The 18,570-nt window shown below is 42.2% G+C and carries 21 protein-coding genes and 1 pseudogene; 8 read left to right on the forward strand and 14 right to left on the reverse strand.

The features are described from left to right. Positions 1-41: 41 nt before the first annotated feature. The 3 genes from V7L29_RS29665 to V7L29_RS29675 form a co-directional block, all read right to left on the reverse strand. Complete coding sequence (locus V7L29_RS29665) at positions 42-1,529, reverse strand: helix-turn-helix domain-containing protein (protein ID WP_334737739.1); 1,488 nt, start codon at positions 1,527-1,529, stop codon at positions 42-44. Positions 1,530-1,748: 219 nt separating this feature from the next. Further along, the gene (locus tag V7L29_RS29670; RefSeq protein ID WP_334737759.1) at positions 1,749-2,003 is read right to left on the reverse strand and encodes a YhjD/YihY/BrkB family envelope integrity protein; all 255 of its coding nucleotides are present in this window, start codon (positions 2,001-2,003) and stop codon (positions 1,749-1,751) included. Positions 2,004-2,021: 18 nt separating this feature from the next. Next, positions 2,022-2,231, reverse strand: a complete 210-nt coding sequence (locus V7L29_RS29675; RefSeq protein ID WP_334737740.1) for a hypothetical protein — start codon at positions 2,229-2,231, stop codon at positions 2,022-2,024. A gap of 417 nt (positions 2,232-2,648) precedes the next feature. Between V7L29_RS29675 and V7L29_RS29680 the strand changes: the two genes are divergently transcribed. Further along, positions 2,649-4,145 (forward strand): peroxidase family protein, encoded by a 1,497-nt coding sequence (locus tag V7L29_RS29680; protein ID WP_334737741.1) that lies wholly within the window; start codon positions 2,649-2,651, stop codon positions 4,143-4,145. Positions 4,146-4,558: 413 nt separating this feature from the next. Here the strand turns inward: V7L29_RS29680 and V7L29_RS29685 are convergent, their stop codons facing one another. The 4 genes from V7L29_RS29685 to V7L29_RS29700 form a co-directional block, all read right to left on the reverse strand. Then, positions 4,559-5,041 (reverse strand): hypothetical protein, encoded by a 483-nt coding sequence (locus tag V7L29_RS29685; RefSeq protein ID WP_334693019.1) that lies wholly within the window; start codon positions 5,039-5,041, stop codon positions 4,559-4,561. A 91-nt stretch (positions 5,042-5,132) separates the two neighbouring features. After that, positions 5,133-5,432, reverse strand: coding sequence for a hypothetical protein (locus V7L29_RS29690; RefSeq protein WP_334693020.1), 300 nt, complete (start codon positions 5,430-5,432; stop codon positions 5,133-5,135). Positions 5,433-5,849: 417 nt separating this feature from the next. Next, positions 5,850-6,305: a CAAD domain-containing protein gene (locus V7L29_RS29695; RefSeq protein ID WP_334693021.1), complete on the reverse strand. Its 456-nt coding sequence runs from the start codon at positions 6,303-6,305 to the stop codon at positions 5,850-5,852. Positions 6,306-6,396: 91 nt separating this feature from the next. After that, positions 6,397-6,564, reverse strand: coding sequence for a hypothetical protein (locus tag V7L29_RS29700; RefSeq protein WP_334693022.1), 168 nt, complete (start codon positions 6,562-6,564; stop codon positions 6,397-6,399). A 636-nt stretch (positions 6,565-7,200) separates the two neighbouring features. Between V7L29_RS29700 and V7L29_RS29705 the strand changes: the two genes are divergently transcribed. The 3 genes from V7L29_RS29705 to V7L29_RS29715 all read left to right on the forward strand — a co-directional run bounded on the left by V7L29_RS29705 (position 7,201) and on the right by V7L29_RS29715 (position 9,183). After that, entirely contained in the window at positions 7,201-8,064 is an 864-nt protein-coding gene (locus V7L29_RS29705) for a DUF2382 domain-containing protein (protein WP_334737742.1), read from the forward strand. Positions 8,065-8,191: 127 nt separating this feature from the next. Continuing rightward, positions 8,192-8,629: a hypothetical protein gene (locus V7L29_RS29710; protein ID WP_334693024.1), complete on the forward strand. Its 438-nt coding sequence runs from the start codon at positions 8,192-8,194 to the stop codon at positions 8,627-8,629. 32 nt (positions 8,630-8,661) lie between these two features. Continuing rightward, positions 8,662-9,183 (forward strand): hypothetical protein, encoded by a 522-nt coding sequence (locus tag V7L29_RS29715; protein WP_334693025.1) that lies wholly within the window; start codon positions 8,662-8,664, stop codon positions 9,181-9,183. Between the two features lie 117 nt (positions 9,184-9,300). Here V7L29_RS29715 and V7L29_RS29720 read toward each other — a convergent pair whose 3' ends face one another. Next, positions 9,301-9,456 (reverse strand): hypothetical protein, encoded by a 156-nt coding sequence (locus tag V7L29_RS29720; protein WP_334737743.1) that lies wholly within the window; start codon positions 9,454-9,456, stop codon positions 9,301-9,303. Positions 9,457-9,556: 100 nt separating this feature from the next. Here V7L29_RS29720 and V7L29_RS29725 point away from each other — a divergent pair, with 100 nt between their 5' ends. Continuing rightward, positions 9,557-10,396, forward strand: coding sequence for a class I SAM-dependent methyltransferase (locus tag V7L29_RS29725; RefSeq protein WP_334737744.1), 840 nt, complete (start codon positions 9,557-9,559; stop codon positions 10,394-10,396). A gap of 399 nt (positions 10,397-10,795) precedes the next feature. Then, positions 10,796-11,224: a KTSC domain-containing protein gene (locus V7L29_RS29730; protein ID WP_334693027.1), complete on the forward strand. Its 429-nt coding sequence runs from the start codon at positions 10,796-10,798 to the stop codon at positions 11,222-11,224. On the opposite strand, the gene V7L29_RS29735 is transcribed toward V7L29_RS29730, so the two are convergent. After that, on the reverse strand, positions 11,214-11,462 hold the full coding sequence (locus V7L29_RS29735; RefSeq protein ID WP_334737760.1) for a response regulator: 249 nt from the start codon (positions 11,460-11,462) through the stop codon (positions 11,214-11,216). The genes V7L29_RS29730 and V7L29_RS29735 overlap by 11 nt on opposite strands. Positions 11,463-11,519: 57 nt before the next feature. Continuing rightward, a pseudogene (locus tag V7L29_RS29740) lies at positions 11,520-12,071 on the reverse strand (GAF domain-containing protein); the annotation flags it as partial. A 100-nt stretch (positions 12,072-12,171) separates the two neighbouring features. On the opposite strand from V7L29_RS29740, the gene V7L29_RS29745 reads away from it, so the two are divergent. Next, positions 12,172-12,657, forward strand: coding sequence for a molybdenum cofactor biosynthesis protein MoaE (locus V7L29_RS29745; protein ID WP_334737746.1), 486 nt, complete (start codon positions 12,172-12,174; stop codon positions 12,655-12,657). 554 nt (positions 12,658-13,211) lie between these two features. Further along, entirely contained in the window at positions 13,212-13,532 is a 321-nt protein-coding gene (locus V7L29_RS29750; protein WP_334693032.1) for a hypothetical protein, read from the forward strand. A gap of 27 nt (positions 13,533-13,559) precedes the next feature. On the opposite strand, the gene V7L29_RS29755 is transcribed toward V7L29_RS29750, so the two are convergent. The 4 genes from V7L29_RS29755 to opcA form a co-directional block, all read right to left on the reverse strand. Then, entirely contained in the window at positions 13,560-13,883 is a 324-nt protein-coding gene (locus V7L29_RS29755) for a DUF2103 domain-containing protein (protein ID WP_334737747.1), read from the reverse strand. Between the two features lie 5 nt (positions 13,884-13,888). After that, positions 13,889-14,215: an ATP-dependent Clp protease adapter ClpS gene (gene clpS, locus V7L29_RS29760; RefSeq protein ID WP_334693034.1), complete on the reverse strand. Its 327-nt coding sequence runs from the start codon at positions 14,213-14,215 to the stop codon at positions 13,889-13,891. 284 nt (positions 14,216-14,499) lie between these two features. Then, entirely contained in the window at positions 14,500-16,554 is a 2,055-nt protein-coding gene (locus tag V7L29_RS29765; RefSeq protein WP_334737748.1) for an FAD-dependent oxidoreductase, read from the reverse strand. A gap of 464 nt (positions 16,555-17,018) precedes the next feature. After that, a complete protein-coding gene (gene opcA, locus V7L29_RS29770) occupies positions 17,019-18,395 on the reverse strand; it encodes a glucose-6-phosphate dehydrogenase assembly protein OpcA (protein ID WP_334737749.1) in 1,377 nt (458 codons plus the stop codon). Positions 18,396-18,570 lie beyond the last annotated feature (175 nt).

Genomic DNA, 18,570 nt, shown 5'->3' on the forward strand with positions numbered 1-18,570 from the left:
TTCCCTTTTAACTCAGAAAAACGATAAAACTTTAGTTGAAATCAATACCTGTCAAGGTGTAGTTCCAGTGTATTGAGCAACTTGGGCAAGTCCTTTTGAGAAACCTGACGTGTACCTGTCTCGACTGCATCAACCCAGGAAACGCTTTTCCCCATCGTTGTAGCGAAAAATGCCCTAGACCAGCCTTTTGCTTTTCTAGCTTCTCTAATCATATTACCTGATAGAGGCTGGATATTGTTTGCACTTAGCTGATTCGAGTCCAGGGTCAAGCGTTCCTGTACTTCTGCTGGTAGATGAAAACGCCATCTAGAATTCAGTATTTCACTCCAGTAACCTATAGGTCTTTTAGTGCTTTTGCTGCTTGTTAACCAAGTTGGACCTGTTTCCAGTTCTGCTTGCCATCCAGCTTCTTTAACAACTTTCAAGTCAGTTTCAAAGTCATCAGCCATTTGCCGTCTGAGCTGTCTGTCTTGCTCTGCTGTTGACACTTTCTCTGCGCCATAAGCAATCTCCATCAGAGTCTTGCCCGTTACACAATCCTGAAATTCCGGTTGGATTTGAAAGGTTAGCCAAACTAGCATTCTAGCCGCGCCAGCATTTTGTTTACCAATACTAAATAGTTTTTGTACGGTTTTTTTGGTAATAATTCCAGTCTGGTAGTGGTATTTAGATTTGTTGAGAAAGTATTTTGTCCATACTCCAGGTTGACCTATCACCTTTAAACCCACTAGCTTGTTATTGCCAGCTTTATCTGTTTCAAAATCTCGTATTATGTTAACGTCCCAAATCTTCAAATCAGCAACAGTAAAAGCTCCTACTTTGCCGTGTTTAGGCCATGCAATAGAGGCTAATACCTGAGCAGGTTGCCGTAACAAGTGGTACAAAATACTCAATTTTTCATGTTTACATAAGTCCCTGCGTTTAATAAGCCCTGTGTATTCAAGTAGTTGCCTGTCATCAATAACAAAATTCCCTTGCCAAGGTTTATCTAGACTAGCTACTAAGGCACAATAAATCAGGTGAATTGCACACGCTCTTGGGTCAAATTGATCTATAACAATTAGAGCAGCCTCTTCGGCCAAAGTTTCTGGTTGTGGGGTTTCAGGATTATCTGTTACATAATAACAAATTTTTCCTTTTCCACTTTCAATTTCTTTTTCGTAGCTGAAAGTACTATTTACTTGACCTTTCCATGACAGATTCATTTTTTGAGATAAGACTTCAGCAACTCCATGCAAAACTAGCGACAAGGCAGCAATACTGGTTTTACTGTCAGGAAATAAGGAAGCTTTTTTGAATTGTCGAGGTTTAACTGAATACTGGTGATTTAATAGTAACTTTTGCTCATTTTTCTGAACTCTGTCTGGAAGAGGAATTTTTTTTTCTAACTGAGCAGTCGGGTCTTCCAGAAAATCTTCATCTTCAACATCAGTTCTGTTAGGATTTGAATTAGAGTAAATGGGAATTTTTAGTATCTGCTGAAATAGATGCAGAAGTTTACTAGATAACGTTTTTGCTAACTGTTTCATTTATCTACAAATATGCTGTTAACGTAGGTAATTTACATAGTTTAAGAAGTCCACATAGCTCCAGATTGCAAAATCCTATTAATCATATTACCGAAAATACCTTCCATTTTTGAGAAAAATAATTGGTTTCCGGAAGCAGTAAGGTCTGCCGTCGAGAAGGTAAAGCGTGATATTTACGATTATATTTATAATTTTTTGTATCAGTGCTTTGATTTATTGTTAACTAGGACCTTCTTCAGTCAAAGTTACAGCGTTTTGGGCAGTTACAATTCTGGAGTTGTATTTTCTCGTATAAATTTTAGTAAACTCGCTTCCAAAAAAGAGAATCTGGGCAGAATAGTAAACCCAAACCAGGATGATTATTGGGGAGACAGCTGCACCGTATGTAGAGTTAAAACTACCATTACCCAGGTATATTCCGAAAAGAGATTTCCAACTGTGAACAGGACTGAGGCGATCACTGCACCAATCCAGACATTACTCCAGGTGATTTTAATATCTGGCAGAACTTTGTAAATTAATGCCAATAGCAGCGTAGTGGCGAAAAATGGTGACGCTGATTTCAAGTGTAATACCCAGACTGCGACTTAGGTGATGGGCTACATGCCGATGGAAGCGATCGCTATTTCGTAGAGTCAGGTTAAAGAATTTGCTAGGGACAATTGCTCTCAAATCAATGTTTGGAACGCCCCTTCCCACCATGCTGGCTAATTTCCCAAAATGAGAAAATCTCTAATGAGAAAATAAGCTCAGAAATTCTCACTTGCATTAATCCTTAACGTCACCAACCCAAACCAGTGAAAGTTTTTTAGCCAAAATTAGTAGAGAACAACGAACGCTCTTGATATAAGACGGCTATCCCGATTCAAGAGATGAGGTTTTCATCGCCAGAATAATCTTCGCCACTGCTTCAGAGATTGTCTATATTGAGGGTATGGGCAATCAGAGTAACTACCAAACTATTCACGGCAAAGCATGACTCGACACTTACACTCTGTTTTTACTAGCAGATGAGAAGAAAAATAGTACCCTAACGGGTAATATTAAAACTTGTTTTTCCACACTAGAGTGCAAGTATTCTTTGAACAAGAAAATAATTTTTTATCCAAAGGAGCTAGTATGGGTAGACAGCATGGATTCACCCCTCGTAGAGGTGAACATCAACCACCAAGTGAATTTGCCCAAACAGGTAAGTTCGGCAGATTGTTTCCAAAACTTCGTTTCTTTATTCCATCTGAGGAAAGTTTAAAAGAACTGGGCAATGCACTAAGCGATCCTAGCCCGAACACACCGGCGGGAGACAATGTAAGCATCCCCGCAGGCTTTACTTATTTCGGTCAATTTGTCGATCATGATATTACCTTAGACACCACTACTCTTAAAGAGATCATTGTCGATCCATTGGCTGTAACAAACTTCCGAACACCAGCACTTGATCTTGATAGTATTTATGGTTCTGGGCCTGACGTACAACCGTATCTATACCAACTTCCTGACCAGAATCTGTTTTTAATTGGCACAACTAATAAAGACCCTGGGGTAGGAGATCCCAGTGTTCCCCCAGAATTGCCTAACGATCTTCCTCGCGCTTCTAGTGGTCTGGGACTACTTGGAGATCCGCGCAACGATGAAAACTTAATCGTTGCACAGCTTCACCTGGCTTTTCTGAAATTTCACAACAAAGTAGTTACAGGTATCAAGAATAAAACCATTGAATCATCAAAGTCCATAGATAAGTCGGATTTTGAAAAGGCCAGAGAACTAGTAATTTGGCACTATCAATGGATAGTACTTCATGACTTCTTGACTCGCATTATTGACAAGGAACAGCTAGAACTAGTACTTAAAGAGGGCAGACGCTTTTTTATATTGAAGGAGGATCAGCAGCCATTTATTCCTGTAGAGTTTTCTGTAGCTGCCTATCGTCTTGGTCATAGTATGGTGCGTGCAGTTTATGACTACAACCGTGTTTTTACTCCTCTTCCTGGTGGATTTGCACCCGCGACTCTGGAACTTTTGTTTGCTTTCACTGCCAAATCAGGGCAGTTAGGCGACCCTTTTAATATTCCGATTCCCAGTGATTGGGTTATTGACTGGAGAAGATTTTTTGAGATTGACCCTGATGTGCAAGTTAATCACAGCCGCAACATAGATCCTTTTCTTGTTGAACCTTTAAAAAATTTGCCCAATGTTCCAGAGCCAAAATCATTGGCTGTAAGAAATTTACTTCGCGGTCGGAGTGTCGGCTTGCCATCTGGTCAAAGAGTAGCTCGGTTCCTGAAATTAAAACCTTTGACTAGGGATGAAATCTCCACTGGCCCTGATGGAGAAGTTGCAGCCAAGCATAAGTTTGATATTGAGACACCGTTGTGGTACTACATTCTTAAAGAAGCCCAAATTCAGAATCAAGGCCAACGTTTGGGTCAGGTAGGAAGCCGGATTTTGGCTGAAGTTTTTGTTGGCTTATTAGAAGAAGATAGCAACTCATTTTTGGCGACTGACCCAGATTGGAAACCAACATTGCCTGCCGAAAACCTTGGTACATTTACCATTGTAGATTTGTTGAAATTTGTTGGAGAAATTAATCCTATTGGCGATGTCAAACAAGAATCGTAATTGTACCTTACATTCTGCACTTCATTGTGTAATACATGAAGATTTCTAACATCTGGCTAATGGTGCTTAAGGGACTTCCAATTAAAAAAATATTCTATCCCTGCGGGACGCTACACAACGCTTTGAGGGCAGTTCTTAGCAGTGAGATCTTAGTAGGGAAGAGAGTCGTTTTGATTCGCTGAAATTGGATAATTTATATTTTGGAGTTCCCTAAATAGCAATCACAAATCCCCAATCATTGCCAGTATTAATACTTCATGATTGAAGATAGATTATTAGGAAATCTTTTTGAATACCAATGTATTACATATTGAAGTGCGGAATGTCGGTTGTTAACTTTAAATATGGAAAAAACTTTATATTAAAAAATAGAATGACGGTTACACGTCATCTATTTATAATATTTGCAAAAATTAATTTGTCGGAACAGGAGCTTCACTCAAACCCCTCAAGTCTCGCCCTGTAGGGCTGTTATTATATCCTTGAAAGTTACGGTATTGTTGTGCCTCCTCTTGTGGAACACGAATCCCCTCTTGTGGCGGTGTTACCCAGACAGGGCGATGTTGAGCATCTCGATAGTAAACACGCCCATTCTTAGAAAGGTAGTATTTCCCCTGCGCTCCTGTTCCTTGGGCATTCTTTCGCTGATTGTAGAGGTAGTAAAGTCCAGCGGCTCCTGCCAAGATTGCCACTTTCTGTCCTGTACTCAATCCCCTCCTAGCTTGGGGTTGATTTACGGGGGCGCGATTATTTAAATTTCTACCAACACTATCGTCAATCGGAGGTGACGCAGCATTTCGGGAACCTCCGCCGCAGCTATTAAGCAGCGGAACTGTTAGCAATATTAAAAGAAATATTGCTGCGGTCTGCGAAGCTAGTCTATTTGTTTTGAGCATAAATTACCTTTTCCTTCTAATTTAGCTGACATGGTATAAGGCAATACATTTAAGTTAAGCATTTATTCGTTCTCTTTGCGACGGCAGTCGTTCATGGGGAGCCAGCGCGGTCTTCTCCCAAAGGGAGACGCCAAAGGCGATGGGGGTTTCCCCCATGAGCGACTGGCGTCCGGCTCTGCCGACTTGTACCCTTACAGGGAAGCAAGCTACGCGCAGCGGCGACCACAGGAGAAGCAACTGGTGTGGAAACCCCCTGTAAGAGCGCTGCCTCTCCTTTGCAGCCTTCTCTACGAGACGCTGCGCGAAGGCGGTAGCCTGCGGCAAGCCGCTCCGCGTCTACGTTAAAAAAATTGACTTTGACAAATAGTTTTAGCCTTACAGCAGTTTTCATGTATTTGAACCACATCTGTCGTAGGAGCACAGCAATGCTGTGCCCGTAGAGCGTGGTCTATTTACCTGAAAATAGCTGTAAACCAATTCTTCACTTGTTTGTGCAGCTCCATTATGATTATCTATCACGCCTCAAAACATAATCAGCATTTGCTGCTACAGTTTTCTGGGCAAGGGTCTTTTCTTTTTTACAGTCGCTCATGGGGAGCTACTACTTTGCGTATTTTTCCTCCGTTGTACTCCTACGGAGAAGCAAGTGGTGTAGAAATCCCCGCTCCAGAGGGCGCTGCCTCACCGTTTATGAATGATTTTTTTGCCAAACCCAAATATTGTGGCGCTTTCGCCTTTTGGGCGAAAGGTAGACGTGAGCAGCATTTTATTATTTATAAGTGCCTAACCCTGCACCACTATACTGTCGTTAGCTCAAAGTCTGTGATTCTTTTCTGCCTAGAATTTGTTTTTTAAGCAAGCGAATTTCTGCTGCTAATTCTTGCCGAGTGGAATCTTTGAGCAAATAGCGGAAAGTAAACCAAATTGTGTAACCAAGTCCAATGAACTGTAGAATTGGAGAAACTAGTGGAATATCATTTATTGCATTCAGTACCGCTAGAAAAATTCTCAGTGCCGTAACCACTATCACAAGCAAAGCAAAGCTGATAATCGGTAGTTTGTATTCTTGGTAGAATCTACCTATGTACTCAGGTATTTTTGCCAAAAATATAGAAATCTGTCTACCAACTCTTTGCCATTGTTCTTCATTTTCCAAGGCGGGTGGTAACATTGCTAAGTTTCCAGACTCTGAACCTTTAAGTGCTTCTATCTGGTTTGGGGAGGCAGCATCGACATACTGCTGTTGCTGAAATTCGCTTTCCATAATTATCTCCTGATTTTCTGCAATGACAACAGTTTTATTGTTTGACTTTGTTGTTATCAAGTTTGGCAACGATTGCTTGGCAACTACATTTTTAACGCCGATCATAGATTTGCCACTCTTGAATTCTATACCTGCTGAGAATTGAGCCAGCGTCACGAAGCTCATCGTCAGCTTTATCACCAACGCACTCCCTAACTTCAGCACCAGCAATATTATTATTGCCGTCTGCATCCTGCATAACCACAGATACTCTATCCATTGCCAAAGTCAGAATCTCTCAACTCATGCAGCGCTTGTTCCGCATCCTGATGATGAGTAAATACGCCTATAGCACGCCGATGTACACCTAAGACCATGATTTATCCTTATTACTCTCTAGCAGCAGAGGTAAATATTTATTTACAAATTTATTAGTACCTTCATAAAGTTTAGACGTTTTTAGATTTACTTTTCATCAATCTTTTGGAAGAAATTTTGTCTTTAACAAGAGTGATAGAACAAGTATTACAACTCAAACAGTAAACGTTAAAAAATGTCAAGCTACTTGATTTCAATGTAAGGTATCCATAAATATATTTAACTAGCTGAATTTGATGATATATATCAAATTACCTAACTTTAGACCTGACATTTAGTGCTAGAAAGTAGTCACAAAAAGGCTAGAGACTAGTCACATAAATAATAAAGTTTTAGTTATAATAGATTTGATAATTACTAATACACAAGTACTAAGTTATTAACTTGATATCATACTTTCTGGTTATAAAACTATATTTAGTTACTCCTATTGATTAAATATCAAGATGAATGAAATCAATCTTGGGAAAGAAGATTTATATAAACTAAATTATGTAATTTCTAAAAAAGACACAGCAAGATTTTAAGGAATAAAATAATGCCACTCCAGAAAATAAGTGAATTTGATACAGACTACCGTAATACTATTGAAGGTAACGATATCAAAGGAATGGGTGTGTATGTTCAGGGAACTGATGAGAAGATTGGCACAGTAAGTGATGCTGTAGTAGACGACCAAGGAGCATTCCGCTATTTAATTGTTGACTTAGGCTTTTGGATTTCTGGCAAGAAAGTCTTACTACCAGTAGGAAAATCGCGTATTGACTCTACAGCAGACCGTGTATATGTCGTTGGTATAACAAGAGAGCAAGCGGAAAATTTACCTGAATATCAAGAGCATACAACGCTTGATTACGACTATGAAGAACGAGTGCGTCGAGGATATCGCACACCGTCTGTAGAAAGTTCAGCTGGGGTAGCATCTACAGTTGGCCGCACTACTCCCAGTCTTGATCCCAACACCTACACCTACGCACAAGACGCTGATCTATATGATGTCAGCGAAGACCAAACCTTCAAACTCTATGGAGAAAGGCTAGTTGCTAATAAACAGCGTCGGAAAACCGGAGAAGTAGCGATTGGTAAGCATGTCGAAACTGAAACTGTAACAGTTGCTGTTCCGGTAGAAAAAGAGCGAGTCGTGATTGAGCGAGTCACTCCTGAAGACGCAGGCAAAGTTGTGTCTACTGAAACTGCTAACTTCCGCGAGGGCGAGGTAGCACATATAGAACTCTATGAAGAAGTTGCAGACGTCCATAAGGAAGCTTTTTTGCGGGAAGAAGTTAGAGTGCAAAAAGTTGTAGACAAAGAAACTGTTGAGGTTCAAGAAACAGTTCGACGCGAAGAATTAGACGTTGAGACTGATGGAACTCCAATAGTCAATAAAACTGACCGAGTTTAACCTACTTAAACTACAAAGGTCATTGCATTTGAGTTAGTAGGAGCGGGTTTTGTACCTACTTATACTCAAAATACTTTAAGTAGATTGATATTGCAAAAGAGTCATTAGCTTAGATGAGGTGGTTAAATTGAAAATAATTCAACAGTTTCGTCGAGTTTTAACAGCTTTAGTCTTGGTATTAGTACTAACAACAACAGCCGCCTGTAGTGGTACTGTTCAAGCTAAACAACCAACTCAATTACTGCCCGAAATTAGTCGTAGTGGTGACTATGCCTTGTTATCACGCGGTAACAGTGTACAGGGTCAAGATTTTGGTAACTGGGTTGTTAGTACAGCTAAGGGAATTGTCCAGGATGCTTATGTACGTGACAACAACAAGTTGGGTGTCGTGATTGCGCCTCAAGTTCGTCCGACTGAGGTGCGACCATTAGCAAAATCCTTACTCCAAGGTTTTCACAAAAACTTCCCCAATCAAGACTTAAAAGTTTTGATGTATGCACCAGACAAACAACTAATTTTGACGGCTCAGTATGATACGCAATCAAATCAAATTGAGTATAAATAAATTGATTGCAAGTAGAAAAGGAGACATTTAAAATGAGCAGCAGTGACAAGTATAAACGCGAAATTCTCAACGAGTTGGCTCACGGGAATACAGAATCTTTAGATGATGTTTCGTCTGATCCAACTCAGGAATACCAAAATTTTGACGATTTTGCCCAGCGCTCATCTCATAATGAACGTCGGCAATTGTTTAGTCAGTCTTTCAACCATAACAGCATTCCACCAAGCCAACTGGAGCCAGAACTCCAAAAAGCGATCGCTCAGATTAAGCCTAACGAACGGGATGATGTTGCACGGGCATTTTTCAAGCACTTAAAGCAAAGAGGTCTAGACGAGCGTCATCTAGAGCGAGATTTAGGACTTTCTACCCACAAGCCCAACCACATAAATGCAGATGACCTCAGCAAGCTGGCATCTTTCACATATCATAGCCATCCTGATATTTTCCAAGAAGTAATGGCTGAACAACCAACGATTATTAAGTTTCTCAGTAATCCAGTGGTAGGAGCAGCTTTAGGAGCGATCGCCTCTAAATGGTTTAGTGGTCATAAGTAAGCATTTCCAAACTTAATACACATAGTTCTTTGTCTGAACGCTGCAAATATAAAGGAGACGATGATTGTGACTTAAAATAAGCAACCTTTAGATAAGTCTGACCAAATGAGGTCAGACTTACAAAAAATCCGCAACTCCCTCGCCTTGATTCATAACATCACCAACTACGTGTATTGAACCCTGTGAGACAGGCTCGGCTAGGGGGAAAAATTTAGCACCAGGAAACTGTTCACATGTCCAGCGTAGGCGTAACCCGCCGTAGGCATCGCTCAAAATCGGTTTGAATAAGAAGTCTGTTGTGACATGTTCTTTACCTCTTTGAATCAGTGTTCTAGCATTATGTCAGACAAAAAACACTGTTTGTAAGAGAATTATGAATCAACAACTTGATCTAAATGAATATAAGCAACAGATTGCGGATTTATACAGCTGTAGAGGCCAAACTTATGATCAGGGCGATTGGCATCCTCGAATTGCTCATCGTCTGGTTAAACATGCACAAATTAGCCAAGGACAGCATGTTTTAGACATTGCAACTGGCACAGGTATGGTGGCGATTGAAGCAGCACAGCTTGTCGGTTTTGCAGGTCGAGTTGTTGGAGTGGACATTTCAACTGGGATGCTTGAACAGGCAAAACGCAAGATTGAAGCGTTGGGGCTGAATAATCTTGAGCTTGTACTTGCGGATGCTGAGAAACTGAACTTTCCAGCCAACAGTTTTGATGTTGTCCTATGTTCCTCAGCCCTGATTTGGATGGCTGACGTTCCTGCCGCATTACGCCTTTGGCATCAATTGCTCAAACCTGGTGGGCTAATTGGCTTTCATGCATTTGCAGACACCGCTTTTGTGGGAGGGGTAACTATGCAAAAAGTCGCCCAAAAGTATGGCGTTTCACTTGCATTCAGTAAACCGACAGGCACTATTGAAAAGTGCCATGACCTACTAAAAACAGCAGGCTTTGAGACGATTGAAATTAAGTCTGAGCAAGACGGTAGTTATATTAGCCTACAACAGGCAAAGCGGATGTGGTCTGGAGGTTCTCATCCAGCACCTGGACAATTTCCAAATCCCATGAACCAACTCTCATCTGGGCAACTGGAGAAACTTAAGGCGGAATTTGAAGCAGAATTGGCAGTATTAGTAACGCAACAAGGCATTTGGAACGATATCACAACTTTTTATACCTTTGGTCGCAAACCATTAAGTAATTAAGTATAATTAATTACACAATATAATTGCAAGCGGGGCGAAGCAATCCCAGCCATTGCGATTGCTTCGTTCTGCTTGCAACTACTGTAAATATTTTTGTTTATCTACTTACACTAATACAGTTGAGATCAGAAATACACTTACCGATAAACCTTGGAGAGAGGCAAAATTGCACTGGGCTTCTCTACGAGACGCTCTTGCTAGCTTGCTTCTCCGTAGGAGTACGCCCCGCTACGCTAACGTACCGCAATGCTTTCGCGTCTCTACACACCTAAAATTCTCGCTTGGTGAAAAAAACTTGACAGCGAAGTGCCTTTATAGTATTTTTGTACTATAAAGGCACTTAAGTGTTGCATAAAACTTTAATACTTTCGACTATGCCAACAGGAGAGCAGAAAATAAATGAAGCTATCTAAGGTAGACTTGAGCAGTTTGGTAGCGATCGCTCACTCTGATGGATATTTGCAGTTGTTGCTCGACCGAGGCGAGGAACAGGAGTTTTTGGAAATTCCCGCGCTGATACAAGTTGATGAAGGATTGCAAGAACTGAACGAAGTTATCGCCGAAACGACTGCACTACCCTTTGAAGAAGAACCAATTATCATGCTACCAGTTATCTCCTCAATGGCTATGGCTGTAGGCTACGATCGCGGCGAACACATTTTGCAAGTTGAGTTTCAAAGTGGAGCTATTTATCACTACTTAGGCATAGACGAGGAGAGTTGGGAAGATTTATATTTTTCTGACTCAATTGGCAGCTTTTTCAATCAAGAGATTAAAGGTAGATATGACTGCGATCGTCTAGATAATGCAGATTATACTATTGACTAATAACTACATGTATGGTTTTCAATAATTCTTGTGTTGTGTAAGGTTCGGGTAAAAAGACTGTATGTTCATCTGTTTTGTCGATTGGTACTTTTTCACTTGTTGCAAGTCCACTGACAACAATAATCGGCAATAACGGATTGAGATTTTGCAATGTGCGAATGGTAGTTGCTCCATCCATATTGGACATAATCAGATCGATAATTGCAGCACTAATTTTATCTTTATGCTGGGCATAAATTGCTAATGCTTACATGCCATCACTAGCAGTAATTGCTGTGTAATTATAATTTTCTAATAGGCGATTTTGCATTGCTTCTGGCGTGAGTCCAAAGAACTTCGCTGTGGCGGGGTTATCCGAAATATGCAGGATGTCATTATTTACCAACTCGGCAATTCCCATCATCATCGGCGAACTGTCAAAGAAGCTGCCCAAAATAGATTTGCTTTGGTGTAATGCTTCTTGTGCCTCTTTGTACTTCTGTTTAATGCTTGCCAGTTCAACTAAGTTCCGCCAGATCTCTAGTTGTCTAACTACCATGCAGCTAAGAGTTTGCAGTGCTTCCACTTGTTTGGAACTGATTTGGCGTGGTACACGATCAACTATACACAGAGTCATGATCGCTTCTCCTCCTGGTGCTAACAAAGGCACGACTGCATAAAATCTCATACTCAATTCAGCATAAGTAACTAGAGGATTCGTCGCAAATCGTTCATCAGCCAAGGTGTCGGGAATAATTAAAACTTCGCCACTCTCTATACAAATCGGGCATAACCCGGTATCTCGTGGCATTTCCTATACATCTAACCCCACCTTGGCTTTGAACCACTGACGGTTAGCGTCAATTAGATAGGTAGGCGGTAATATATGCAACTAGAGCAACTAAATATACACCAGCAGCGTTTTGTTCAGAGACAATAGAAAAAGCCCACATAATACCAACGCAGTTATGACGACTACACTTGCCTCTGCTGTTAAACCAAGAGCCGAAGATAGTTTTGCCATTAGCTTTGCACCATTGTCTCTTGAAGAAATCTATGCCAAGTCTGACGATCCAGCCAACGGTGCTGTGGTTATAATGAGTGGCGTAGTTCGCAATCAAACTGATGGTAAACCTGTAATTGCTCTAGAGTATCAAGCTTACGAACCTATGGCATTGCGGATATTTTATCAAATTGCTGCTGATATTCGCTTATCTACGTCTGATGTGAATCGGGTAGTGATTCATCATCGCACCGGACGTTTGCAAGTTGGAGAAATTAGCGTTTTAGTCGCGGTGGGTTGTCCTCATCGGAGTGAGGCGTTTGAAGCTTGCCAGTATGCTATTGATACTCTTAAACACAATGCCCCCATTTGGAAGAAAGAACATTGGCAAGATGGTTCTAGCAGCTGGGTGAGTATTGGCGCTTGTGAAACATCAACACAAAATTGTTAAAATTTCCGAAGCTATTGTCTTCAAACAAGTGCAATCTCTTGAACACTCAGCAATTCATCCAGCAATTGGCGAACCATGATCTGTGCTGCGCTAGTTGCTTGATGACCTTCTTTAACCTATGTTTATCAGAGATGCCCCATTCGTAGATCCATTTGCAGATAAAAGCTAGGCAGAATCGCTTGGCTTAGGATTGATGAGTGTTGAATTCTCCGTTAAGCGTCGCCTATTATTGTTCTTGCGCGTGATCGTGGGGAGCGATCACCAGCAGCGATTAATTTGGATAGTCTACTAAAACCGTATTAGAAGCTCTGGAATTATTAGCAGCGCGATCGCTTGTTGAACCGCAGAATTGATATTTACCGCTTCAATCTGCGATGCCTGCTTAACAAAAATATTTAATTTTCATTAATAATATCTAGATTTGCAAAACAACAATTTTTGTTGCATTTCTTTACATCTGAATGACTCTATTGAGGTTTGTAAATATTTTGTATTTCTGTAAGGAATATTCCTTTAGACTGAATTTCAACTGAAAAATGTGGGGATAAACACAAATGCATTCGTTAAATATATTTTGTCACGAATTTGTAGTTGCTGTTTCCTTTGTCGCTTGCGTTATTGGATTGGTGTTACTGTGGGACGGTAAGCAGCAAAAAAATGATGTGGAAGAAACAGAGCGGATTCTGTTTAGAATGAGCTTTACTTACTGGCTAGTTTACTGTGTAGCGTTTGGCATAGAGAAAATAGTTTTACCCGACTGGGAATCTGTAATAATGACTTTGAGAATAACTACTGCTCTGTCATATTTTTTAACTTTTTCTTGCATTGTTAGTCTGCCACTACACAAATTTGCAGTCCACCGTGTTGAGGAATAGTCATGGGGAATGGGGCATGGGGGATGATTAAGATTTCATCGCGATCGCTAATGCCGTTTCCAGTTCTGACTGCGCCAAAGGGGTCAAAATAAACACCTCTTGTACCGTCTTCCCCTGCCGTGCAATTACTTTATAGCCGCCGCGAATTGGTACTGAAACACGCAGTTGCATTTTTGGACAATGACCTTTTGACCGTCCAATCACTCCCGGCGTCACGGTTTGGATGCCATCCTGCTGACAAAGACGTTCTAAAATTGGGATGAGACCAGAAAGGTGTGTTGAGTGATTCCAAACCAATCTGCCAGCTTTTTGCGAAGCCGCTCGCAGGGGATCTACGGTGGGTTTGCCCATGATAATTAAGCTGCTTCTAGAGGTGCCATTGTCAAACCTGCTCGGCGCAGCTGCTGGTGATAGAGTTCCGCAGGTTCTTGGGGACCGACCCAGACGATCGCTTGACCTTCATAGTGTACCTGATTAGTCAGATCCCACGCGCGATCACCACTCATTCCTGGAATATATTTCATCAAACATTCAGCCACATGTTGGAATGTATTAAATTCATCATTTAATACAATCACTTTGTAATTCGGATAAGTCTTACGGGTAACTTGATTAGACCGTTCAGGAGCTACAGTTGGTGCTGTGGCCATCCCGTAAACATCTGCTGAAAGCGTCGTAACCATAGAGCAATTAAGCAAGATAATTTTACAAAACTACATTATAAGTAACTAGTTTAGTCCATTGTCTAGGGACTGGGAACTGAGGATTAGGAAGTTAAGAGTTAGGAGTTGGCGATTAAGTATTCTGTATTCGGAAGAATTCAGTTCCCATGCTCAATACTTCTCTAGCTTGGGCTACAGCGTAAGCGTAGCTATGCCGCAGGCTTTACGGCTTACCTCGGCTTTGCTCGGCACAAGTCGCTCAGTAACAAGTGCCCCATGTCCAATGACTAATAACTAATGACTATCTACCGCCAATTATCCCAGTTTTCGTTAAAAATAGATGTATCTGGGAAAGCGGTAGGGTTACCATTTTGTTGCAAAAGCCGTTTGAGTGCTTCTAGTTGTGGTTCTTGTTTGGGTAAGTCATCGACTAATTGGTAAGGTGCGATCGCATTTTTGATGGCAAAACTAGCAACAGTTCCCGCAGCTGCGCCGGCCGACCATTCAAAGGAATGGACTCGATAGGCAGCAGCGGCAATATGACTAGTAGCAATACTTTTGCCTCCTACCAGCAAATTGTCAATTTTCTGGGGAATCATCGCCCTCAAAGCAATTTGGAAGGGATAAGCTTGGCCTGCACCACGTCTTTCACCTGGATGTTCTGTATTACCAGGGGCTTCCGGGGGACTATTCACCATACAAGGATGGAAATCTATAGCGTAGTGACCAATACCTACAGCATCAGGAAAGATAGTAGAACGAGTCCGTCGCATTGCTTTGTCTGGTGAAACTTTACCGTCAATTACTGATACTGCTTCCAAACCTGCAAGTGCTGCTCGTAGTCTACGATACATATCTGCTGGCAGAGTCTTGGGGTAATACTGATCATTGTAATCTCGGCGGGAAATATCAATTTCCCAAATACCAAAGCCTTCGGGTTGCCCCCAACTAGGACGGCCAATGATGCGCCGTCCTTCGCGCATATAGGGATATTTCGATAAGCCATGCACTGTCCCCATTGGAGAATTTAGCCCTGACAACAAGCGGTTATTGGCTTGCTGCTGCTTTACACCTTCTCCCAGTTGGGAATCTGTAGTTCCAGCTACTAACCAGTAATAGAAAGATAGGGCATTTTCCTCAGCGTTGCGGAGGGTTTCTGTTCGCAGTCCTCCCATCCAGCCCCCTGGTTTTAACTGCCCAGTAGCTTGTAACTGTTGGCGAGTGTAAATCAGGTTATCGTTAGCAGTTCCGGGGCGGTAGTCGTTACCCCAAGTCCAGTTTTGCATGGAAATGTCCCCTGGTATAGGAGCAGTAAAATTTACACCGCCAAATTTTTCTGGTTTCCCTTTGTTTGGACTCCAAATGCGCCGATAGGTGAAAACCAAATCAAAGTTAGCTAGTCGCGGTAATTCATAGCTGAAATATGGCGCATATTGTGGATAAAATGCAGGCATTGTCTGCGGTTGCGGTTCCTTGGTTGCCTGCATTGCAAAGGTGTAGGTAAAGCCTTGAGGGCAATAAGGGTCATTGTTGGTGCTGGAAGCAGAAGGTTCCAGGTAGGAACGAGCATCAATGCCTAATCGGTAGGGGACATCAGCAAGGGCGATAATTTCTCCAGTTTCGCTGGTGTCTACGACGTACCATTTAGGAGCATCCCCTTTCGCTGCTTTGGGGATAAAATGAAGAATAGTTTTAGTAAACCGAGATGAGTTTTCGTAGCTATAAGAATCTTCAATACTTTGAGATAAAGTAAAAGTATTGAGAGGTGGTGCGCCTTTTGCTGGTTGATGTTGGATAGCGATCGCACTATTAATTATTTTGCCATCAGCAGCGATTTCCAAATCCTTAATTACCGTATTTGGAAACCATTGCAACTTCCCTTTGCCCTGTTTCTCTGCATCTTTAAGCATCTGGGTCAAAATGGTGTGAGCATCGCGGGGAAGAAAACAAGATTCACTTACCCAGCAGTTACCGGGGTTAAGTTTACCGTATTTGCGCCCAATCCGGTTTCGCAAATCTAGGTAGCCGCGAGAATAGAATTTGAGAGCTCGCTGAGTTGGGCGTTCGTCTAACGCAGATGTCCCTTGAGCAGAAATTTGTCCTCCCAGCCAGTCAGTAATTTCCGTGAGGCAAACCGTTCGTCCTGCTAGCAACCCCTCGTAAGCCGTGGCGACGCCAGATAGTCCACCACCCACAACTAGAATCTCGCAATTGACACTTTTATCTGGAGTTCTCGGTGGTGTGGCGTTCACGGAAAGTGTTGATCCTGCGTTCGCTCTATCAAATGCAACTAAGGTAAATATTAAATTGAGACTGATCAACGATGTCAAGCTGTAAGCTTCTTTGTATCTGCGCTTCATGGTTAAAAAAACTGCTCCAAATCCTGTGTCATCTTGTAGAAGGTAGCATCCAGGAAATGTTCATCACAAGTTTATAAGAGTAAATACAAGTTTTACACCTAAAATACTGAATGTGTAGACTAAATTTACCTTGAAGTTATTAAAAACTATAAATACCTATAGCAATCCAAAACCATTTGTGAAATTCTTTCTCCTCTCCTTCTTCTCTACGAGACGCGCAAGGGACGTATCCTACCCTGCGGTCAGCCACTTCTCTACGAGACGCTCTCGCGTTCGCTCAGACTTTGCGCTGCGTCGAAGAGGCTGCGCTATCAAAGACGCTCTCTACGAGACGCTCTCGCGTTCGCGGACTTGCTTTGCGTGGCGCATAGAAAAACCCTCCAGATTATTGGAATATCCAAAAATCTGAAGAGCTTGTGTTTGATTTTCGCAATTTTGGTAACTTTTATTCTTTTCAGGCGAAGCTAACTATTCGTTTCCAATTTGAAAATATTCGCTGTCACTCCCAGACTTTCTTCAAAAAGTGACTCGCGGCCCCAACGTTGCACCTGCTGACTTAGCAATGCTTCCGCCTTTTGTTCGGAAAGTGAAGTGACTTGTTGAAACAGACCCGCGGATTGGGCACCACCGTGGGTTTCCATCCGCATACAGCCACCAGTTTCCGAACAGATCACTGTACCACAGTCTGCCTGCGGATTTGTCGAGCTGAGGCGCAAGGCAATCAAGTCGCCGGCAATCTCACCCACATCAGCAAGAGGGACACCCGCTAATTCGGCTTCGACTTGCCGTTGGTCTTGGGCAATAAAGCGAATGCGAGTGATGTCGTAATCTCCGCTTTCCTTTTGATAAGAAACTGGCTGCCATCCTAGACGACTTGCCAGCCAACCCAAAAACAGCAATGCCTGTGCGGGGTTGCCTTTTTCATAATCAATCGTTACTCGATCAATTTCCTTAAGGGCAGCCCGACGGTGAGGTGAGTCGTAGGCTTCAGCTGTTAATTCCTGCCATGCTGAGAGGCGACGCCAGTTTAGGTCAGCTAGGGGAATACCACTTTCCACCAATTCTTGTAGGCGGAGTAAATCACTTTCTGGCTCGTTAAAGCGGCAAGAATCCACAATAACATTGTTGGATACTGCTGCCAGCCGCTTGAATAGAGCATTATTGGGGTCTGGTGTTGCTTTCCACCAAAGAAACTTTGGTAAGCCGCCAATCAACAATGCTGGAATCATGCCCCCTACTCGTTCCAAGGCAGCGGCAGTTCCACTGAGAGTTATATACTCGCAGCAGATTAGTGTGCTTGACGATTGCTTTTGGATGGGGCAATAAGCAGAAACTTGAGCCTTGACACCTTTATCTTCGCCAGCAATGGGAAACAGTGCAATAATCCGGCAGGGGTTACGGAGGGCGATTTCATCGGCAATTCTGGGGCTTGGGGCATTTAAGCTGGGAATAGCAACAGAACCATTATCCCCCGTAGCCCCGTTTCCTTGACGTTTGGCGAATTCTTCTCTCAAGATTGCCAGGGTTTCAGGTGTTGCTATTCCAGTTTCTGGCAGTGCATATTTTATTTGCACTTGCCGCAGTGCAGCTTTCATCTGAGGCCCTAAAATTCCGTCAAGCGGGCCGTTGTAAAATCCTAAAGTAGCCAAAAGATACTGGGTTTCTTCCGGTTCGTAAACCACTAAGGTAAATGTAGTGGCGCGAGTAGCAGCAGGAAGCCCACCGTTTTCGCCAGTAATGCCGTAACTTTGCCAAATTTGATTCAGTTCCGCATCTAATTCATCAAGCGAAATATCTTTTGGTGCCTGAAGTGAAAAAATTGTAGAAGCTTGGGGAGCCATAGTATTTTTGGGTTGTCAGCTTTGTTTGTTGAATAATTTAGGAGTTAGGAGTTATACCAATTCGCAATTCGCAATTTGCAATTCGCAATTAAGAAACGCAAGATACAGCAGGACTTTGGTAAGAGAGCATCTGTTGCCTAATTTTAAAGAATTGGTATTAGAAGTTGGAAGTTAG

Source organism: Nostoc sp. (assembly GCF_036916575.1).
Taxonomy (GTDB): domain Bacteria; phylum Cyanobacteriota; class Cyanobacteriia; order Cyanobacteriales; family Nostocaceae; genus Nostoc.

Coding starts and splice junctions, on each gene's coding strand:
- V7L29_RS29725 (WP_334737744.1), top strand. CDS start 9,557: ATGAATCAACAACTTGATCTAAATGAATATAAGCAACAGATTGCGGAT.
- V7L29_RS29695 (WP_334693021.1), bottom strand. CDS start 6,305: ATGGAAAGCGAATTTCAGCAACAGCAGTATGTCGATGCTGCCTCCCCA.
- V7L29_RS29675 (WP_334737740.1), bottom strand. CDS start 2,231: ATGGTGGGAAGGGGCGTTCCAAACATTGATTTGAGAGCAATTGTCCCT.
- V7L29_RS29715 (WP_334693025.1), top strand. CDS start 8,662: ATGAGCAGCAGTGACAAGTATAAACGCGAAATTCTCAACGAGTTGGCT.
- clpS (WP_334693034.1), bottom strand. CDS start 14,215: ATGGTTACGACGCTTTCAGCAGATGTTTACGGGATGGCCACAGCACCA.
- V7L29_RS29745 (WP_334737746.1), top strand. CDS start 12,172: ATGACGACTACACTTGCCTCTGCTGTTAAACCAAGAGCCGAAGATAGT.
- V7L29_RS29665 (WP_334737739.1), bottom strand. CDS start 1,529: ATGAAACAGTTAGCAAAAACGTTATCTAGTAAACTTCTGCATCTATTT.
- V7L29_RS29755 (WP_334737747.1), bottom strand. CDS start 13,883: ATGGGCAAACCCACCGTAGATCCCCTGCGAGCGGCTTCGCAAAAAGCT.
- V7L29_RS29685 (WP_334693019.1), bottom strand. CDS start 5,041: ATGCTCAAAACAAATAGACTAGCTTCGCAGACCGCAGCAATATTTCTT.
- V7L29_RS29730 (WP_334693027.1), top strand. CDS start 10,796: ATGAAGCTATCTAAGGTAGACTTGAGCAGTTTGGTAGCGATCGCTCAC.
- V7L29_RS29700 (WP_334693022.1), bottom strand. CDS start 6,564: ATGGATAGAGTATCTGTGGTTATGCAGGATGCAGACGGCAATAATAAT.
- V7L29_RS29690 (WP_334693020.1), bottom strand. CDS start 5,432: ATGAAAACTGCTGTAAGGCTAAAACTATTTGTCAAAGTCAATTTTTTT.
- V7L29_RS29765 (WP_334737748.1), bottom strand. CDS start 16,554: ATGAAGCGCAGATACAAAGAAGCTTACAGCTTGACATCGTTGATCAGT.
- V7L29_RS29680 (WP_334737741.1), top strand. CDS start 2,649: ATGGGTAGACAGCATGGATTCACCCCTCGTAGAGGTGAACATCAACCA.
- V7L29_RS29705 (WP_334737742.1), top strand. CDS start 7,201: ATGCCACTCCAGAAAATAAGTGAATTTGATACAGACTACCGTAATACT.
- V7L29_RS29750 (WP_334693032.1), top strand. CDS start 13,212: ATGCATTCGTTAAATATATTTTGTCACGAATTTGTAGTTGCTGTTTCC.
- opcA (WP_334737749.1), bottom strand. CDS start 18,395: ATGGCTCCCCAAGCTTCTACAATTTTTTCACTTCAGGCACCAAAAGAT.